Below are 19,733 nucleotides of genomic sequence, written 5' to 3' on the forward strand. Positions count from 1 at the left end.
TCAGACACAATGCCCTGATTCTACGGCGGGCGGCTTCCACCCCGTCCCCTGTGCCCGGAGCAGCGCCCTGCGTGCCACCTCCCGCCCGATGGGCAGCGCGGCCGTGGCGGCGGGCGACGGAGCGTTCAGCACGTGCACGGTGTGCGGTGCCTCACGGATCAGGAAGTCGTCGACCAGCGTGCCGTCCCGCAGCACGGCCTGGGCCCTGACCCCGGCCGGGGCGGGGCGCAGGTCGGCCTCCGTCACGTCCGGCAGGAGCCGCCGCACGGCTGTGGTGAACGCGCGCTTCGACAGCGAGCGGTGCACCTCACCCGCCCCGTACCTCCAGTGCCTGCGGGCGATCCGCCAGGAACCCGGCCAGCTCACCGTGGACAGCAGCTCGCGGGGGCGTACGACCGGCCAGCCGTACCCCTCGCGGGCCAGCGCCGGCACCGCGTTCGGGCCGACGTGGACGCTGCCGTCGTGGCCGCGGGTCAGATGGACACCGAGGAACGGGAACGCCGGGTCGGGCACCGGGTAGACCAGGCCGCGCACCAGCTCGGGCCGGGCCAGCTCGTAGTACTCCCCCCGGAAGGGCACGATGCGCATCCCCGGGTCGTCGCCCGCCAGCCGCGCCACTCGGTCGCAGTGCAGCCCCGCGCAGTTGACCAGCACCCGGGCCCGCACCACCAGGCCGTCCGCCGTCCGTACCGCGACGCCCCACGGCCGCCGGTCGATCGCGGTGACCTCGGCGCCGAACCTGATCAGGCCGCCGCCGTCCCGCACCTCGGTGGCGAACCGCTCGGCGACCGCGCCGAAGTCGCACACCCCCGTCGTGCCTACGCGGATCGCGGCGAGGCCCCGTACGCGCGGCTCGTACTCGGCGATCTGCGCGGGCCCCAGCTCGCGCACCGGCAGCCCGTGCTCCCGGCCGCGCTGCACCAGGGCGTGCAGCCGGGGCAGCTCGGCGCGGCCGGTCGCGACGATCAGCTTGCCGGTCACGGCGTGCGCGATGCCGTGCTCCCGGCAGAAATCGACCATCTCCGCGCCGCCGCGCACCGCGTACCGCGCCTTCAGTGAGCCCGGGGGGTAGTAGATGCCGCTGTGGATCACCCCGCTGTTGCGCCCGGTCTGGTGGAGCGCGGGGCCCCACTCCTTCTCCAGCACCGTCACCCGTGTGCCCGGTGCGGTCCGCGTGATCGCATACGCGGCCGACAGGCCGACGATCCCGCCGCCGATCACCAGCACATCGCAGTCGTACGCCGCGTGCGTCATCATCACGCCACCTCCCACCCCGATAGTGCACTGACCCACTGACAACGCTCTCAAACCAGTGCGGGCACAGCGTGGCGCATCTCGCGTAGACCCGGCCGGCGGGCGGCCCCCGGCGCCGGGCCCCCTACGCGGGCGCGACCAGCAGCGGGCGGGCGCGCTCCCGCAGCTCGATGACGCGCGGCTCGTCCCCGTAGGGCTCCAGCCGGTGCAGCAGGTCGCGCACGTACTCGGTGGTCCGGGCCGACGAGATGCGGCCCGCCACCTCCACGGCCCGGGTGCCCGCCGCGCAGGCCGCGTCCAGGTTTCCCGACTCCAGCTCGGCGACCGCCGAGACCACGAGCCGCAGGCCGTGCGAGCGGACGAACTCCTCGGTGGGCCTGGACAGGGCCTGCTCGGTGAAGCGCCGCACCTGCCGCGGCGCCTTCAGGTCGAGGTGGCACTCCGCGGCGTCGGCGGCGAAACGGTCGTACGAGTAGAAGCCCAGCCACGACGGGTCCGCGTCGCCGTCCCTGGAGCGCTCCAGCCAGCCCTCGGCGGCCTTCAGCGCGGCCCCTGCGGCCGGGGCGTCGTTCGCCTTCGCATGGGCCCGGGCCTCCACCAGACGGAAGAAGCTCATGGTGCGTGCCGTCGCGAGACCGCGATTGCGTTCGACCGCCGCCTGGGCGAGGTCGACGCCCTCGTCGGCGAAGCCGCGGTACGTGGCCTGCAGCGACATGGACGCGAGGACGTAGCCGCCGAGCGGTACGTCGGCCGCGGCCCGGGCCAGGCGCAGTGCCTGGATGTAGTAGCGCTGGGCGGCTTCCTGCTGACCGGTGTCGAAGGCCATCCATCCGGCGAGCCTGGTCAGTTCGGCTGCCGCGCCGAAGAGCGCCCGGCCGACCTCGTCGCTGTACGAACCCAGCAGCAGCGGGGCCGCGTCGACCCGTAAGCACTCCGGAACCATGGACGAACGCCAGTCCCCGCCGCCGTACTTGGAGTCCCAGCGGCGCGCGTCCTGAGCGGCCTCCCGCAGTTTGGAGACATCACTGTGGCCGACCCGCAGCGGCGAGACGGCGTGTGCGGAGTCCGGGCCCGGCTGGACGGGGATCGACAGGCCGTGGCCGGGCAGCAGCGAGGCGCCGGCCCCGGCGGGCGTGTGGTGTCCGGCGGCCGGTGCCGTCGGCCGGCCCGACGCGTCCGGCGCCGGTACGGATCCTGACCCGCTCCGCTGCTCGTGGCTGCCGGGCGGAAGCGGAGAGCCTGGCGCAGTCGACGTCCCTTGCGCCCCTGATGCGCCCCGTGCGCCCGGCGTGCCGTGCGTGCCCAGGATGGCCGCCACCGCCGCCGTCGAGGCGCGTGCCACCGACGGGTCGGCGGGGGATATCAGCCAGCGGGACGCGGGGGTCGCGTACGCACTCACCGAGAACGAACCCGCCAGCGACTGCCAGATCCCGCCGCTGCCCGCGCGCCGCCCGGCCAGATCCAGCCGGTACAGCTCGGTCGCCGAACGGACCGCCTCACCCACATCGCGGGGGAACGCCAGGCCGACCTCCGGCGCCGGGTCGGCGTCGGCCAGCCCGATCTCGTGCAGCGGGACCGGCCGGCCGAGTTTGGCGCCGATCGCCGCCGCGATGAGATGGGGCGCGGCGCCCTGCGGCACCATGCCCTTGGAGACCCACCGGGCCACCGAGGTCTTGTCGTACCGAAGTGTCAGTCCGCGCTGCGCCCCGAGGTCGTTGACCCGCCGGGCGAGCCCGGCGTTGCTGATTCCCGCGAGGGCGAGAACGGTTCCGAGCTTGTCGTTCGGTCCGCGTTGCTCCCTGGACATGCGCCACCCCTCGACACACAGACGGCAGCCGCGTCACCGATGCGGCGCGCGGCATTCGTACCGGGTTCTCCCCAGGGACGAACCCTGGCACTCCGGCCGCACACGCATTTGGCCGAGCCCCGAGGAATATGCCGCCCTGCTGAGAACATCAGTAAACCCAGCGTAGTTCGCCGCATCCCTACCGTTAAGGGCCGGACGTCCGTATGGCGGGATTGTTGTCCGTACCGGCCACGCGCGGGGACGAGCGGGAGCCTTGGGGCGGGAGGGGCTGAAGGGGGCGGGCGGGCGAGCGGGAGGCGAACGCCGCGCGAAGGAAGCGCGGAGGAACTGCGGAGAGAAGGCGGGGGCGCGGGGGAGGGTCCGTGGAGCCGTTCGGCACCCTCGTGCGGAGATCGCCGGTGCGGCGCCCGCCAGGAGCTGCCGGAGGGCGTGGTCGTGGTGCGGGGAGGAGGACGGGACGGGGAGTGCCGGCGGCCGCCCGGCCGCCGACCAGCACGGACCCGTAGGCCGGGGCGGGCCGGGCCCTCCGCCCGTACGGCCTCGCCGGCGCCCGCCGAGGCCTCTCTCCGGTGTGTCGGCGCGTGCTCCTGGTGTGTGGCCGTGCGCCCGGCCGTGCGCTCTGGCCCGGCCTCCGCGGGAGCGCTTGCATGGGTGCTGCGTGGGTCGGCCCGCTGCACTGGACTCAGCGGGCTGGGGGAACACCGCCGCCTCATTCCCCGCAGGCGGCGGACCGGTCCGGGGGGCGGACTGCGCCTCCCGGGCCGTGCGTGGAGCCGGTGGGCACCGGTCACCGGAACGGGCTCCTGAGTGCGTGCCGGGCCCTTCGAGGGGCTCGGGCCGGCGCCGCACGGGTCTGGGCACGGCATGGAACATACTGGTGTCAAACAGTACATACGCAGCAGTGGTGCGATGGTCGATCGGTTCCGGCGCCTTCTGAGATTGGCCGGATGTCGCTGCTCGGACGAGGTTGGGTCGACCGCATCGCGGACATCCCGACACGCGCGCCGGCGGGCTGCCGCCCGTGGCCGGAACCGGGCCGTTACCCCGGGACGCGCGCGGGGAACGCAACACGTGCAATCCGCAACTCCGTTGCTGCCGCGCCCGACGCGCGCGGGCCGTTCACGGAACACCAGGTCCGGCGGCCACGCTCCGGCCTTTGCCAGGGGCGCATGCGCTCACGACGTGCGCCGTCCGTAGCCACTCCTGCGCGCCGTTGTCGTGGCAGCATGTCCGCAACGGCGCCGCGCGATACCGGAGTTCTCCCGATACAGCCCTGCTGTGCCGTTTTGTCCACAGCCTGTGGAGGCGGCGATGCGTTGGTTGGTGGGTTGGAGCAGTATCGCCGCGAGCTTCGGCACGGCCGGAGCGGTCGGCGGCAGTGACGAGGGGCGCACGATGCACCCCGTGGGCTCCCAACTCCTGTGGGGGGACCCGGACCCGCTGTGGGCAGTGGGTGACTGGCGGCCCGACGAGATCCGCACCGTCCGGGTGGACACCGCCGAAGGCGCCCCCACGGCACGGCTTGCCGTCCTCGGCTGCTGCGGTGCCACGGACGAACAACTGCGCGTCGGCCTGCTCGCCGCACGTGGCGGAGCCCTGCGCCACCTCACCGCATGGACCGGCAGTTACACCGCCGTCGTCCAGATAGGCCGCCGGATCACCGTGGCCGGAGACCTCGCCGGAGCCCGCCCGGTCTTCTACACGCCCTGGGCCGGCGGCACGGCCTACGCCACTGCCGCGCTCCCCCTCGCCGACCTCATCGAGGCCCAGCTGGACATCGGCCACCTCGCAGCCCTGCTCGCCTGCCCCGAAACCCCGGAGGCGCTGCGCGACGGCACTCCCTACGAGGGGGTGAAGCGCATCCCGCCCGGGCATGCGCTGATCCTCCGCGAGGGCTCGCGGGAGATCACGGGCTACGAGGCAGTGGCCTCCCTCGCCGTGGCCGCACCCGAACTCGACCCGGTGAGCGCTGTCGACGGGGTGCGCGACGCCCTCGTCGAAGCCGTCCGCGCCAGACTCCTGGCACCGCGTCACGCCCCGGAGACCCTGCCGCCCGACCCCGGCCCCGTCCCCGGCATGGGCCCTGCCGAACGCCGCGCCGCCCGGGGAGCCCCGGTCCCCGGAATCGGCTCCGACCTCTCCGGGGGCAGCGCGTCGGCGACGCTCGCCCTGCTCGCCGCCGGGCTTCCCGGTCTGCCCGGCACGATCCTCGGCCACGGCACGGGAGCGGGGGAGCGGCTGCTCGCCGTCACCTTCAACGACCTGACGACCCGCGCCCACGAGGACGAACTCGAACGCGCCCGCATCATCGCCACCAACCCGAGGCTCCACCACGTCGTGGTCGCCGCGGGCGAAGAGGCTCTGCCCTACGCCGACCTGGAGAACGGCCCGCTGACCGACGAGCCGGCCCCCTCCCTCGTCCTCGTCGAACGTCACCGCCGCCGCCTCTCCGCGGGCAGCGCCGACCACTTCGTGGGGGACGGCGCCCGGCAGGTGCTCGACGCCCACCCGGCCCGCCTCGCCGATCTGCTGATCGACCGCAGACGACGCCATCTGGTGCGCCCGGTCGCCGCGCTCGCCAAGGCCGAAGGCACGTCCGCACACTCCTTGTTCGTGCCGCTGACCGTCTACCGGGCGGCCCGCCGGCTGGCCCGCACGTCCTATCGGACCGGCCTGGAAGCCGCGGCCGGCCGCCTGCCCGACGCCAACCGCCTGACCCCCGACCTCGACACCCCCGCCGACGCTTCGCTCGCCGCACTGACCTGGTCCCGCCCGGGCCCCGCCGCCCGGTGGCTCACGGGAGAGGCCCTGGCTGAAGTATCGGTTCGGCTCCAGGAAGCGGCGATCCGCCCCACCTCCGTCCAGCGCCCCGGTGAGGCGCGGGCCAGAGCCTCTCTCGCCCGGCACGCCGCCGGCCACCGGATCCTGGAACAGGCCGCCGAGGTCCGCAGCCAGCGCCTGCACGCACCCTTCCTGGACAACCAGGTCGTACGCGCGGCCCGTGCGCTCCCCGAGTCCCTCCGGGTCCAGCCGGGCGCCCGTGCGGCGATCCTGCGCCGGGTCCTGGCGGGTACCGGCATCCACGAACTGCCACCCGGCTGGGGCGCTCCGTCCCAGGCCACCTCGGCCGCCGTCACCCGGACCGGGCTGCGCGCCTCACTGCCCGAGCTGATCGCTCTGTTCGACGCTCCGCTGCTCGCCGACGCGGGTCTGGTCGAGGCCCGCGTCGTGCGCAAGGCCCTGCGCGCGGCCTCCGAGGGCGAGCCCCTCCCCCTGGACGGCCTGGCCGACCTCGCCTCGACGGAACTGTGGCTGCGCCGCCTCATCTCGCGGCGCGGCACCTGCTGGACGGGGACGGCGGCACCCCGCCAGCGCGCGGTCGCCGGCGGGGTGGCCCCGGCCCGGCGCTCGCTCCAGGGGTAGTCCGCGGTCGTCCGGCGCCGGGTTACGGGCGGCCGGTCCTGCCGTGTGCAGGAAGTGGCCGGACCTGCGACGTCCTTCAAGGGGTGTCCCGCACTCCCCGGCGGGCGCACGACGACAGCTACGGCATCTCGCAGTGTTGTCGGAACGCGCGAATACATCCAGTAACGTCCAGTATGCGGAGCCCTCTCCACCTTGCGATGCACCGCATCTGACGCCGCGCACTGACCCACCAGGAATTGCGGGGCACCCCTCGGCGCGAGCGGCGGGACACAATGGCGCGGTGCGGTATTTGATCCTGGGCATCACGGAGGCGCGAGACGAGCGCGGTGCTGCGCTGCCCCTCGGCGGTTCACGCCTGCGTGCCCTGCTCGCAGCCCTTGCCCTGCGACCGGGCCGCGCCGTACCCGTCACCGAGCTCGTCGCGGACGTCTGGGCGGACGAGCCCCCGGCGGACGCCACCGCCGCGCTCCAGGCCCTCGTCGGACGGCTGCGACGGGTACTGGGCAAGGACGCGCTGGCAAGCAGCCCCGGCGGCTACCGCCTCATCGCCCGACCGGACGACGTCGACCTGTACGTCTTCGAGCGGCTGGCCCGGCAGGGCGGGGCCGAGCTGGAGGCCGGCGCCCCGGCCGAAGCCGCGCGCACCCTGCGTACCGCACTCGCCCTCTGGCGCGGCCCCGCCCTCGACGACCTGCCCGACGGGGAGCACGGCCACGCCCTTCGCCCTGAGGCTCACCGGCTGTCCACGCTGGAACGCCGGATCGAGGCCGATCTGCGCAGCGCGGTGTCCACCGTGCCTGGAGCGCCGGCTACGGCACCCGACGCGTCCGGGATGCGGAAGGCCGCCGTCACCCCGCCGGACGCTGTCCCCGGTCCCGCTGCTCTCGTCGCCGAGCTGACCGAACTGACCGCCTCCCACCCGTACGACGAACGCTTCCGGGCCCAGCTCATCCGCGCCCTTCGCGCCGACGGCCGACAGGCCGACGCGCTCGCCGCCTACGAGGACGCGCGCCGCACCCTCGCCGAGGGCCTCGGCGCCGACCCCGGGCCCGAACTCACCGCCCTCCACCAAGAACTGCTGGCTCCCACACCCGTCACCCCCGCACCGACCGGCACGTTTCACGTGAAACCGGCCCGGGGCAACCTGCGCCCCCGGCTCACCTCCTTCGTGGGCCGCGAACCCGAACTCCACGCCATCCGCGACGACCTGGCCCGGTCCAGGCTGGTCACCCTCACCGGCCCCGGCGGCTCGGGGAAGACCCGTCTCGCGGAGGAGTCCGCAGCACGCGACAGTCAGGCGACCGACGTCCCCCGAGACGTCTGGCTCGCCGAGCTCGCCCCGGTGGAGGACCCCGAGGCCGTACCGGGGGCCGTACTGTCCGCCCTCGGGCTGCGTGAGACGACGCTGCTGCGGGACGGCACCCACGACGGGCCCTTTCCTCGAGCCCATCCGGTCGATCTGCTCGTCGACCGCCTCGGCTCGCGTGCCCGGCCGGTGCTCCTCATCCTCGACAACTGCGAGCACGTCATCGGCGCGGCCGCCGCGCTGGCCGAGACCCTGCTGACCCGCTGTCCGCAGCTGCGCGTCCTCGCCACCAGCCGCGAACCGCTCGGCGTGCCCGGCGAGTCGGTACGACCGGTCGACCCGCTGCCCGCCGACCCCGCACACCGCCTGTTCACCGAACGCGCCAGGGCCGTGCGCCCCGGCTTCGATCCCGAACACGAACCGGCACACGATCCCGAAGCCGTGGCCGAGATCTGCCGCAGGCTGGACGGCCTGCCGCTCGCCATCGAACTCGCGGCCGCCCGCCTGCGGCTGCTCGGCCCACGCCAGATCGCGGACCGGCTCGACGACCGGTTCCGCCTGCTGACGGCAGGCAGCCGGACCGTACTGCCCCGCCAGCAGACCCTGCGTGCGGTCGTCGACTGGTCCTGGGACCTTCTCGACGAGGACGAACGCACAGCTCTGCGCCAGGTCTCCGTCTTCGCGGGCGGCTGGGACCTGATTGCCGCGGAAGCCGTCATCCGCATTCCTGCCGGTCCCGGCCGGCACGCGGGCGCCGACACAGCCGACCTGATCGGCGCCCTGGTCGACAAGTCCCTGGTCGTCGCCACCCCGGCCGCGGACGGCACGATGCGCTACCGCCTCCTGGAGACCATCCACGAGTACGCGGTCGAGCGCTGCGCCGAGACCCCGGACCTCCGCAACGCCGCCGGACGTGCGCACACCGCCTACTTCACCGCGCTCGTCGAGGAGGCCGAGCCGCGCCTGCGCTCGGGCGACCAACTCCCCTGGATCCAGCGCCTGGAGACGGACCTCGACAACATCCGCGCCGCACTGCACCGCACCACGGCTGCCGCTCTCCCCTGCGAACACGACGCGACGCGCCTGGTACTGGGCATGGGCTGGTTCTGGTGGCTGCGCAACTACCGTCCCGAAGGCCTCTCCTGGACCGAGAGAGTCCTGGCGCTCGGCCCGGACCCCGCGGACGAATCAGACCCGCGGTACTGGGACCGGATGAACCTCCACATGCTGTGGTTCTTCTACGCGGCGGAGGGCGGCTCGGACGACATGAACCAGGACGACGCGCAGCTCCACGCGTTCATAGGGCGGGTGGCCGAGGCCTTCGCATCCGCAGGACCGCGGGGAGCCCGGTTCCCCGGACTGCTCTGGCCGATGACGTCGTTCCTCACCGGAACCTCGGACGACGTACGGCGGAAGATCGACGCAGCCGTCGACAGCGCCCGCATTCACGGGGGCGAGTGGGAGTACGGCGTCACCCTGATGTTCCGCACCCACATGATCGTCGACATGCCGGGAGGCATGCCCGGCATCGACGACGACCTCGCCGAACTGCGCGCACTGAGCCGTCGCATCGGCGACCGGTGGATGCGCGCCCAGGTCGCGAGCGCCGCGGCAGAGGCCGGCATGATGCGCGGGCTCTACGACGAGGCGCGTGCGGCCTACGAGGAGGCGCTGCTGCTCGCCCGCGAGGTCGGTGCCCACGCCGAGGCCCCGTTCCTCCTGGCGCGGCTGGCCGAACTCTCCTACCGCACGGGTGACCTGGAGGCCGCCGCCCTGGGGCTGGACCGTTCGGAGGCCGAGGCCGAGAGCCATCAGGTGCACGATGCCACCGCGTACATCCACTATCTCCGGGCCACCATGGCATTTCACCGCGGCGATGCGGCGGGCGCCCGGGAACTGCTCTCCGCCGCCCGGGCAGAGGCCGGGCGCGGCGGCCCGCCCTCACATTTCACCGTGGCACTGGAGGGGCTGTCGGCGCGGATCTCGGTGTGCGAACCCGAGCCCGAGGGGGGACCCGTCGCAGGGCTGCGCAGGCTCACGGCAGCCCTGGTCGCGGCGAGGGATGCGCACTGCCCCGAGATCGTCACCGGATACGTGGCGGACGGCGTGGCCACGGTGCTGCCGAAGGTGGGCCGTCACGCGGCCGCCGCACGCGTCCTGGCCGCCGCCGACAGCTGGCGGCTGTCCGGGCCCAGGGCCGCGGCGGAGCAGACAGAGGTGGACGCGGCCGAACGGCTGGCCCGCAAGGAGCTCGGTGCGCTGCGGTACGAGGAGGAGCGTGGCGCGGGCCTGGGGCTGACCCTCGACGAGGTCATCGACCTGTTGGAAGGCATCACCGCGGACCTGCCGTGACCCCAAGGGCACAGGACGGCTCCGGCCCGCACCGACCACGGCATGGCACGCCAGGTCACTCAACTCAGGCCAGGTCACATCACATCACGGCAGGTCACCCCACCCCGGGCCAGGTCACATCACGTCACGTCACGGCAGGGATGCCGGCGATCAGCGGCAACTGATGCGCGATTCGGCCCAGTCGGCGAGGGCGACCCCGCCCAACGGGGTCGTGGGCTCCACCACGAGCCGGATCCGCTCCTGACCCTCGATGCCGACGCTCACCGGAACGGCGGGGTCGTCGCCCTTCAACACCGGGGACTGCCACAGCCGGGCCCCGTCGCCGTCGAACACCGAGAACCGCACCGAGCCGAGCCCCATGGTCAGGTCGTCCACGCCGACCATCGCCTCGTAGCGCGTGCACCGGCGGTTCAGCTGGATGTGGACCGAGGAACGGCTGTGAACGGTCACCCCGTGCGCGTACCGAGTGCCGCCGATCGACATGCCGGAACGCTGCCACACCCAACTGCTCTCACCGAGTACCACCTCGGGGCCGCTGTGGTCGCCGAGCAGGGTGTAGTCCAGCTCGCTGACCTGGTACACCTCCGGGGCGGGAGCGGGCGGCGGTGGGGGTGTCGGCGTAGGTGTGGGGGTGGGCGTGGGAGTGGGCGTGGGTGTCGGGGTGGGCGTGGGGGTGGGTTTGGGGGGCGGGGGCGGAGTGGGTGTCGGCGTGGGTGTCGGGGTGGGATCGGGTGGTGCGGGGGCCGGCGGCGCGGGCGCCAACGGCTTCGGTGTCGGCTTCGGGGGCGTGGGGGTCGGCACCGCGGGCGCCACGGCCGGGGGCCGGGCGACCGGCTTCGCCTCGGGGCGGGGCTGGTCGTTCCCGACCAGCGCCCAGACCAGCCCGGCCGCGGCCGCGACGGCCACCGCCGCCGCGATACCGGCCTTCGCCGGAGCACCGAGCCCCTCGGAGGCGGCGGCGCCCCCGGCGGCGGAACCCGTGGACGAGCCGCCTCCGGTCGCCGCGGCGGCGGCTCCCGCACCGGCGGCGCCGACCACGCCACCACCCACGATTCCGGCAGCCTTGAGCGTGTAACCGGCGGCGAACCAGCCGATGACCGCGATCGGCAGCAGTGCGGGAATCCCGGCGTTGACATGGGCCAGTTCGCCTGCCGCGAGCCGGCACTTCCCGCACTCGTCCAGATGGCCGCGCAGGCCGCGTTCGGCACGCATGCGCAGGCCCCCACGGGCGTACGCGCCGAGCCGGTCCGCGTAGCGCGCGCAGTCCCCGCCGGAGGTGAGCGCCTGGCTCACATGGGCTTGCAGATAGGCCTGCTTGAGCCCTTCACGGGCGCGGCTGGCCAGCACGGACGTGGCGTTGGCCGTCAGTCCGAACAGCGGGGCGACGTCGCTGGGCGACTCCTCCTCCACGGTGGTGTGCCACAGGACGGCCTGCCAGCGCTCCGGAAGGCTGCGGAACGCCTGCATCGCCATCGACTGCTCCGCCTCGTGCATCGCCATCACGTCGGCACCAAGATCGAGCGTGTCCGCGTCCGACACCTCGGAGGTGCGCGAAGCCTGTGCGGCGAACACCGCGAAGTCGTCGACCAGATGCTCACGCTTGGCGGTCTTCGTCCACGCGGCGGCGACGTGCCGGACCGCAGTCATCAGATAGGCCCGTACGGCCTCCTCGGGGCCCTTGCCGCCCCGAACCGCCTGCAGGGTCCTGGCGAAGACCTCGGCGGTCAGGTCGTCGGCGGTGTGCGCGTCCCGGCAGCAGGTACGCGCATAGCGCCGCACCGCGTCGGAATGGCGGCGGAACAGCTCCTCGTACGCGAGGTCGTCGCCCTCCCGCATCTGCTGGATCAACCGGGCGTCGGAGGGGGCGTCCCCGGCGGGCGGACCGCTGGGTGCCCGCTGCATGGGCACCCCGGCCGCGGCTGCGGCGTCGATCGCGTCGGTGGCCATGGCTGCGGGCTTCTCGGCCGGAGCGGGCGGCCAAGGCCCGGGCAGGACGGTGCCGCCACGCTCGTCCCCGGCATCCGAGACCCGGGGACGGGCCTGGCTCGGCACCTGATGCCCGGGCAGCCCGCCCGCCTCCGTGCCGCCGGCGACTGAGGCCACACCGTCGAGCGACTCTTCCTGCTGCCCGTCACCGCTCATCGCGGACGCCCCCGTATGCGCTTTCGGACCCGAACACCGGGCAAGCGTGCCACAGAGGGCAGGAACGGCGGCCCCTCAGCCGCGGCAACCACTCATCCGGGGCGTCTTCCCGAGAGTGAGCACTAGGGGGCACTCATTCGGGGAAGGAGTGACGGGACGTGTTGACGTGGAAGTCGGGACGGAACGCGACGACCGCGAAGGACGAGGCGCATCCGGACCTCGGCCACCGCATCCGGACCTCGGCCACCGCATCCGGACTCGGCCACCGCATCCGGACTCGGCCTCCAAACCGTGGTCACCGACTCCCGACAGGGCCACCGCCTCCGGACAGCGGCCGCCCCCTCCGGACTCGGCCCACCCCTTCCGCGGCCCGGGCCCGTTCCGCCGCGTCCGTAGGCCGCCCCGTCCCTACCCCGCCCGTTCCGCAGCGTCCGTGGGCCGCCCCGTCCCTACCCCGCCCGTTCCGTAGCGTCCGTGGGCCGCCCCGTCCCTACCCCGCCCGTTCCGCAGCAGGGCCATCTCACTCAGGCAGGACGCGAGCGCAACCCCTCCAGCAGGATGTCCAGCAGCCGGGCCGAGGCCGCCGCCTGATGAGCCGCATCGGGCAGAGACGGCGCCGCGGTCGCGATGACCAGCAGCACATCCGCCACCGTCACATCACGGCGCAGCTCACCGGACGCCCGCGCCCGGTCGACCAGCTGCCCCACGACCTCCAGCAGATCGGCCGCTCCGGCACCGAGGTCCTCGCTCCCGTCCCCCGGCACCGGACGGTGGTCGGCCACCCGCAGGCCGGCCTGGGCCGCAGCCTGACCGGTCTCCTGGCGCTGCTGGGGCACCCTGGGCTCGTCCCACGCGTCGCCCGGCGCCGCTTCCGAGGCCCGTACGGCTCCCGCTTCGCCGGCCACCTCGGCCTCGTCGGCCTCGACACCGACCCGCAGTATCTGCGGTGGCAGCAACCGCCCGGCACCCGAGGCCACCGACGTCCGCAGGAAGCGCGACAGCGCCGACCACGGCTCCTCCTCCTGGCCCAACGCGGACCGGGCCTGGTCGGTCAGCCGGGCCGTCTCCTCCTCGGCTATCCGCCTCACCAGCACGTCCTTGCTGGGGAAGCGCCGGTACACCGTGCCGACACCGACCCGCGCGCGGCGTGCCACGTCCTCCATGGGAGCGCCGTACCCCAGCTCACCGAACACTTCGCGAGCGGCTCGCAGCACGTGTTCGAGATTGCGCTGTGCGTCCACGCGCAGCGGCGCCGAGCGGGCGTGCGTGCCGACCCCGCCTGCCTGGGCGCCGAGCGCGGCTCCCAGCGTGCTCATGGCCCCCGACGGCGCCATGGCCGCGACGGCTCCGACACCGCTCACCGTGCCGACCGCGCCGATCCGTCCGTTTTCCTCGGACGCGACCGCAGCAGTCGGCCAATGCGATTCCTGAATATGCATAACTGTTCCCCCGGTTATGACGTCTCCCCCCGGAGACTCCCGCCGTGTCAGTCGAGGGTGGACCGATGGTCACCGTCCGACACCCCGACGACATACGAACATAGTTGAGCCAGGGTCAATTCAGAAGGGGGCAGCCCGCCGGGAGCGTCCTGCGGTCGGAGCACCGACCGGCCGATATCCGATCAGGCCCCCTCCCGTCGCCCCCTCCGTAACCCCTGACCTGCGAGGCTTCCGTACATACGGTGCGGCCGACGGCCGCGACCCGCACAGAACCTCCGGTCACACAATTTGCCGGGGCTGTGGACAAACTCCTGCGCACGTTGCGTCATGGGGTGGTGATGGCTTCAGATTCCGGGGGAACACCCCTCGGCCCCCCGCCGGGCATGCGCATTCTCGTCGTCGGTGGGGGCTATGTCGGGATGTACACAGCGCTGCGTCTCCAACGGAAGCTGAAGCAGAGACTGAGAAGTGGTGAGGCGGAGATCGTCGTCGTCACCCCCGACCCTTATATGACGTATCAGCCGTTCCTCCCCGAGGCAGCCGCCGGCTCCATCTCGCCGCGTCATGTCGTCGTGCCCCTGCGCCGGGTCCTGGCGCACTGCACCATCGTCGTCGGGGAAGCCCGGCGCATCGACCACAGCGAGCGAACCGCGACCGTCACCACCCTCGCCACGGGCGAGGACGGCACCGGTGCCGTGGAGATCCCGTACGACGAGCTCGTCCTCGCACCCGGTTCCGTCTCACGCACCCTCCCGGTCCCAGGCCTCGCCGAGCACGGCGTCGGCTTCAAGACGATCGAGGAGGCCATCGGGCTGCGCAACCACGTGATCGAGCAGATGGACATCGCGTCCGCCACCCGCGACCCCGCCATCCGCGACGCCGCCCTGACCTTCGTCTTCGTCGGCGGTGGATACGCGGGAGTGGAGGCGCTCGCCGAGCTCGAGGACATGGCCCGCTACACCTCGCGGTACTACCACAACATCAAGGCCGAGGACCTGAAATGGATCCTCGTGGAGGCGACCGGCCGTATCCTCCCCGAGGTCGGGGAGTCGATGGGCAGGTACGCGGTCGGCGAGCTGCGCGGCCGCAACATCGACGTGCGCCTCGACACCCGGCTGGAGTCGTGCGAGGACCGGATCGCCGTGCTCAGCGACGGCTCCCGATTCCCGACCCGCACGCTCGTGTGGACCGCCGGGGTCAAACCCGCCCCGCTGCTCGCGGCCACCGACCTGCCCCTCGACGCACGCGGCAGGCTCGTCTGCACCGCCCGGCTCACCGTCGAGGGGACCGAACACGCCTGGGCCGCGGGTGACGCCGCCGCCGTCCCCGACCTGACCGCCGCCGAACCGGGCAGGGAGACCGCCCCCAACGCCCAGCACGCGGTCCGCCAGGCCAAGGTCCTGGCCGACAACCTCGTCGCGGCGATCGACGGCCGTCCGCTCAAGGAGTACCGGCACAGCTACGTGGGATCCGTTGCCTCCCTCGGCCTCCACAAGGGCGTCGCGCACGTGTACGGTCGCCGGCTCAAGGGGTATCCGGCCTGGCTGATGCACCGCACGTACCACCTGAGCCGTGTCCCCACGTTCAACCGGAAGGCCCGGGTGCTGGCCGAATGGACGCTCGCCGGACTCTTCAAGCGGGAAATCGTCTCCCTGGGATCGCTTGAACACCCCCGGGCCGAGTTCGAAATCGCCGCAGGCAGGCGCCCGCGGCCGGACGACGGCGACTGTCAGTAGGGTCCGACACACTGGACGTGTGACCATAGGTGGGCTCACATCTGCACAGAGTGACCCGGCCGGCAGCGACCGACAGTGACCACCGAGGAAGACCGTCCCAGGGGCAAACAGACCGCCACGCATACTTGCGACGCCCCGGCAGAGGAAGCAGCCCGCCCGAGCGGACCAGACCGACACACGAGGCCATAGATTCCGTGAACTTCACGCGTTGGAGCGCCCGCCTACCCGGTACGCAGCGCAGAGCCGCCCGGGACGACCGCAGTCCCGTCCCGGCGGCCCGCGCCGAGTACGCACAGGCCGACACCGGGTCGGGCCCTCCGGGCGGCGATCTCGACGGCCCCGCCACCGAGTGCTCCGCACCAGCCCTGGAGGGCCTCTCCGCCGGCGACATCCTCGGCCAGCTGCCCGCCCTCGTCGCCCTGGTGCACGGACCCGATCACCGCATCGCGTACGTCAACGACGCCTACACCGCGGCGTTCGGCCCGCGCCCCCTGGACGCGCCCGCGGCCGAGGCGATGCCCGAGCTCATTGAGCTCAGCCTGCTTCCCCTGATGGACCAGGTCCTGCGCAGCGGCACGCCGCGCACGGTCAAGTCCCGCAAGGCCGGCAGCGGCAACTCGTACACGGTCACCTGCACCCCCGTGCGGCACGACAAGGACCGGGGCCACGAGGGCGGCGTCCTCGTGTACGCCGCGGACGTCACCGATCACGCCGAAGCGGCGGAGCGGCTGCGCACCAGCGAGAGCCGGCACCGCGAAACGGCCGTCACCCTTCAGCGCTCACTGCTCCCGCAGGAGCTCGAACAGCCCGACGACCTGCGGATCGCCGCCACCTACCAGCCGGGTGGCACGGACGCCGCGGTCGGCGGCGACTGGTACGACGTCATCACCCTCGGGGCGGGCCGCACCGCACTGGTCATCGGGGACGTGATGGGCCGCGGGGTGCGCGCCGCCGCGGTGATGGGCCAGCTGCGCACGGCTGTGCGCGCCTATGCCCGGCTCGACCTTCCCCCGCACGAGGTGCTCCAGCTCCTCGACGGGCTCGCCGCCGAGATCGACGCCAGCCAGATCGCGACCTGCGCCTACGCCGTCCACGATCCCAACGAGGGCCTGCTCGTCTACGCCTCCGCCGGCCACCTCCCGATCCTGGTGCGCGACGAGGACGGCACTGTGCGCCGCGCCGCGGACCCGCCCGGCCCTCCGCTCGGCACCGGCGGCTGGATCCACACCTCGGGCACGATCGCGCTGCCACCCGGTTCCACCGCCGTCCTCTATACGGACGGCCTGGTCGAGCGCCGCAGCGAGGACATCGACGAGGGCGTGGCCTCGCTGGAGCGGGCGCTTTCCGGCGCGAAGGGGTCGCCGCAAGTGGTCTGCGACCGCCTGATGCGTTCTCTCAACATCACCGCGGAGCACGACGACGACGTGGCGGTGCTGGTGGTCCAGCACCCCGCGCGCACGGGCGCGGCGGCGGAGCTGTTCCACAACGCCTCGCTCGATCTGCTCGGCGGCATCGAGGCGGCACCCCGCGCCCGCGCCTTCGCGACGGGAGTGCTGACGTCGTGGCGTTTCCCGATGGAGCTGTGCGACCTCGGCGTTCTCGCCGCCGGTGAGCTGGTGGCCAACTCCCTCCAGCACGGGACGCCGCCGATGCGCCTGGGCCTGCGGCGTACGGACCGCAGGCTGATCATCGAGGTGACCGACGGCGACGACCACCTGCCGCGGCGTCGCCGCGCCGAACCGGGGGACGAAGCGGGCCGGGGCATCTCCATCGTCGCGTCGATCGCCACGTCCTGGGGCAGCCGCCGCACACCCGGCGGTGGCAAGGCGGTCTGGTGTGAGTTCGCCCTGCCGCAGTAACGGCCAGGGCCGCACGGACCAGGACCGTCAGTGCACGGCGACGACCGGCGCCGGCGCCGGAGTGTTCTCCGGCAACGACACGGCCACCACCCGCGACGGCACGGCCGCGAGGGAAGGCTGGTCCTGTACGGGGGTGAGCCGCCGGCCGAGCCGCAGTGCGAGCACCGTGATGCCCAGCGAGAACAGCACGAACGTCACGATGTACGGCCCGTGCAGCGAGGCCCCCATCGGGCCGCCCACAGCGGGTCCGACCGCCAGCGCCAACTGCTTGCAGAGCGCGAACGCCGAGTTGTACTGACCGACCATCGACTCCGGCGCCAGATCGGCGACGAGAGGTGCGACGGTCGGCGACAGCATCGCCTCGCCGAGCCCGAACAGTGCGTACGTGGAGATCATTGCGGCGGTCGCCATGGTCTGGCTGCCGTGTCCCAGCCCTGCGTATCCGGCCACGATCCAGGCGAACGCCCAGATCAGGCCGACCGAGGCGATGACCCGGCTGCGCTTGCGGCGCTCCACCAGGCGCAGCACCACGAACTGGGCGACGACGATGACAGCGGTGTTGGCGGCCAGCGCGATACCGAGCGTCGAAGGCTGGATCCCGGCGGCCTCGGTGCCGTAGGCGGCAAGGCCGGATTCGAACTGCCCGTAGCAGGCGAAGAACACCACGAAGCCCAGTACGCAGAGCTGCACCATGGCCCGGTGCGAGAGCAGCACCCGCAGCCCGCCGCGTGGAGCCGATCCGTCGGCCCCCACTTCCTTCGCGGCGGCGGGGAGACGCGGCATCCGCACGGTCGCCGAGATGGCGCCGAGCACGAGGAACATCACCGCTTCGATCAGGAACAGCAGCGTGAAGGACGAGGCACGGCTCGTGTCCACGATCAGGCCGCCGACCAGACCACCGATGCCGAGCCCCAGGTTCTGCAGGAAGAACTGCATCGCGAAGGCGCGGGTACGGGTGGCGGTGTCGGAGCAGCGGACGAGCATCGTGGCGAGGGCCGGCTGCATGACGGCGGTCCCCGCTCCGAGCACCGCGGCCGACAGGACGGCTGCGGTGACTTGAGAGGAGAAGCCGAGCGCGACGGCGCCCAGGGAGGCGACGACGGAGGCGATGACCAGGACGGGCAGCGGCCCGCGACGGTCGATGGCCCGGCCGGTGAACGGTAGGACGGCGAGCGCTGCCATGGCGAAGACCGCCAGTACGACTCCCGCCGTACCGGCACCCAGATCCCGCACCTGCGCCACGTAGACGTACAGATACGGGACGGTGAACCCCAGCCCGAACGCGCTCAGCGCGCTCCCCAGCTGGATCCGCCGCAGTGCTGCACCCATTTCCCTGGTCACACTCACCTACCTCAAGGTCTCGAAACCACACGATCGAACGACTCGAACCCGAAGACTTTAACACTAAAGTTAGAACGTCAACAATACAGGCTGAAGGACTTCGACGGCTACGGAGGGCGTGCCATACTGCCCGCCATGTCTGACACCACCGAGCCCGAGCTCCAGGAGCCGAGCCTCGACGAGCAGATCGCCGCCTATCAGCGCGAGTTCCGCGACCTGGATCCGCAGGTCGAGCAGGTCGTGTCCGCCCTGGGCCGGCTGAACCGCCGGATGAACGTGGCGTACGGACGGCAGGTCGCAGCCCTCGGCATCAGCAACGCCGAGTGGGAGGTCCTCAAGACCCTCGTCCTGTCCGGCGCTCCCTATCGCCTGGGCCCCGGAGAACTCGCCAAGCGGCTCGGCCTGACCCCCGCAGCGATGACGCACCGCATCGACCGCATGGCAGGCGAAGGCCTCGTGACGCGCGATCGCGACGAGAACAACCGGGTACGGGTCATCGTCGAGCTGACGGACGAGGGCCGCACGAAGTGGCTGGAGGCGATGCGGATGGCCACGCGCTTCGAGGAGGACCTGCTCCAGGACCTCTCCGGCGACGAGCGCGGAGCGCTCGGCGAGATACTGATCCGCCTCCTGCGCCGCGTCGAACATGCCCAGCCCGACGCCGGCGGCCGTCTCACCGACCTGGGCTGAGACCGCCCGGCACCGCCCCTGCGGGTGCGGGCGGGGAGGGGTTGACGCGACTCGCCGAGATCTGTAAGGTTCTTCGAGTTGTCCCCGAGCCGGAACGGTTCTTGGACAACCATCCGCCGCGAATGCGGCAACCACTCTCGACACGAACTCCCACTGGGGATCAATTTCGGCATGCCGAAATTGATTGCGAAGACTCGATTATGAGTCGCCGGGAAAATTCGCTAGAGTTTGGGACGTCGGAACGGCCCAACAGCCGCAAAGACAAACCCCGCTGACGGGGAATCGGACACGAAAGAGTCTGATAGAGTCGGAAACGCAAGACCGAAGGGAAGCGCCCGGAGGAAAGCCCGAGAGGGTGAGTACAAAGGAAGCGTCCGTTCCTTG

Annotated in this window: 10 protein-coding genes; 5 read left to right on the forward strand and 5 right to left on the reverse strand. The window is 72.7% G+C overall.

Annotated features, from left to right (window positions below; translation table 11 throughout):
- Positions 1-1,257 (reverse strand): L-2-hydroxyglutarate oxidase, encoded by a 1,257-nt coding sequence (gene lhgO, locus ABZ434_RS03845; protein ID WP_359131856.1) that lies wholly within the window; start codon positions 1,255-1,257, stop codon positions 1-3.
- A gap of 121 nt (positions 1,258-1,378) precedes the next feature.
- On the reverse strand, positions 1,379-3,061 hold the full coding sequence (locus ABZ434_RS03850) for a sporulation protein (RefSeq protein WP_359131857.1): 1,683 nt from the start codon (positions 3,059-3,061) through the stop codon (positions 1,379-1,381).
- A 1,311-nt stretch (positions 3,062-4,372) separates the two neighbouring features.
- On the opposite strand from ABZ434_RS03850, the gene ABZ434_RS03855 reads away from it, so the two are divergent.
- Both ABZ434_RS03855 and ABZ434_RS03860 read left to right on the forward strand, forming a co-directional pair.
- Entirely contained in the window at positions 4,373-6,484 is a 2,112-nt protein-coding gene (locus ABZ434_RS03855; RefSeq protein WP_359131858.1) for an asparagine synthase-related protein, read from the forward strand.
- A 280-nt stretch (positions 6,485-6,764) separates the two neighbouring features.
- On the forward strand, positions 6,765-10,142 hold the full coding sequence (locus tag ABZ434_RS03860; RefSeq protein WP_359131859.1) for a BTAD domain-containing putative transcriptional regulator: 3,378 nt from the start codon (positions 6,765-6,767) through the stop codon (positions 10,140-10,142).
- A gap of 150 nt (positions 10,143-10,292) precedes the next feature.
- On the opposite strand, the gene ABZ434_RS03865 is transcribed toward ABZ434_RS03860, so the two are convergent.
- A complete protein-coding gene (locus ABZ434_RS03865) occupies positions 10,293-12,284 on the reverse strand; it encodes a sigma-70 family RNA polymerase sigma factor (protein WP_359131860.1) in 1,992 nt (663 codons plus the stop codon).
- A 524-nt stretch (positions 12,285-12,808) separates the two neighbouring features.
- Positions 12,809-13,723, reverse strand: a complete 915-nt coding sequence (locus tag ABZ434_RS03870; RefSeq protein ID WP_359131861.1) for a helix-turn-helix domain-containing protein — start codon at positions 13,721-13,723, stop codon at positions 12,809-12,811.
- 383 nt (positions 13,724-14,106) lie between these two features.
- On the opposite strand from ABZ434_RS03870, the gene ABZ434_RS03875 reads away from it, so the two are divergent.
- Positions 14,107-15,459, forward strand: a complete 1,353-nt coding sequence (locus ABZ434_RS03875) for an NAD(P)/FAD-dependent oxidoreductase (RefSeq protein WP_359131886.1) — start codon at positions 14,107-14,109, stop codon at positions 15,457-15,459.
- A 194-nt stretch (positions 15,460-15,653) separates the two neighbouring features.
- Entirely contained in the window at positions 15,654-17,318 is a 1,665-nt protein-coding gene (locus ABZ434_RS03880; protein WP_359131862.1) for a SpoIIE family protein phosphatase, read from the forward strand.
- A 27-nt stretch (positions 17,319-17,345) separates the two neighbouring features.
- Here ABZ434_RS03880 and ABZ434_RS03885 read toward each other — a convergent pair whose 3' ends face one another.
- Entirely contained in the window at positions 17,346-18,647 is a 1,302-nt protein-coding gene (locus tag ABZ434_RS03885) for an MFS transporter (RefSeq protein ID WP_359131887.1), read from the reverse strand.
- Positions 18,648-18,794: 147 nt separating this feature from the next.
- On the opposite strand from ABZ434_RS03885, the gene ABZ434_RS03890 reads away from it, so the two are divergent.
- Complete coding sequence (locus tag ABZ434_RS03890) at positions 18,795-19,349, forward strand: MarR family transcriptional regulator (RefSeq protein ID WP_359131863.1); 555 nt, start codon at positions 18,795-18,797, stop codon at positions 19,347-19,349.
- The last annotated feature ends 384 nt before the right edge of the window (positions 19,350-19,733 follow it).

The organism is Streptomyces sp. NPDC005761, from assembly GCF_040630635.1.
In the GTDB taxonomy this organism is placed as follows: Bacteria; Actinomycetota; Actinomycetes; order Streptomycetales; family Streptomycetaceae; genus Streptomyces.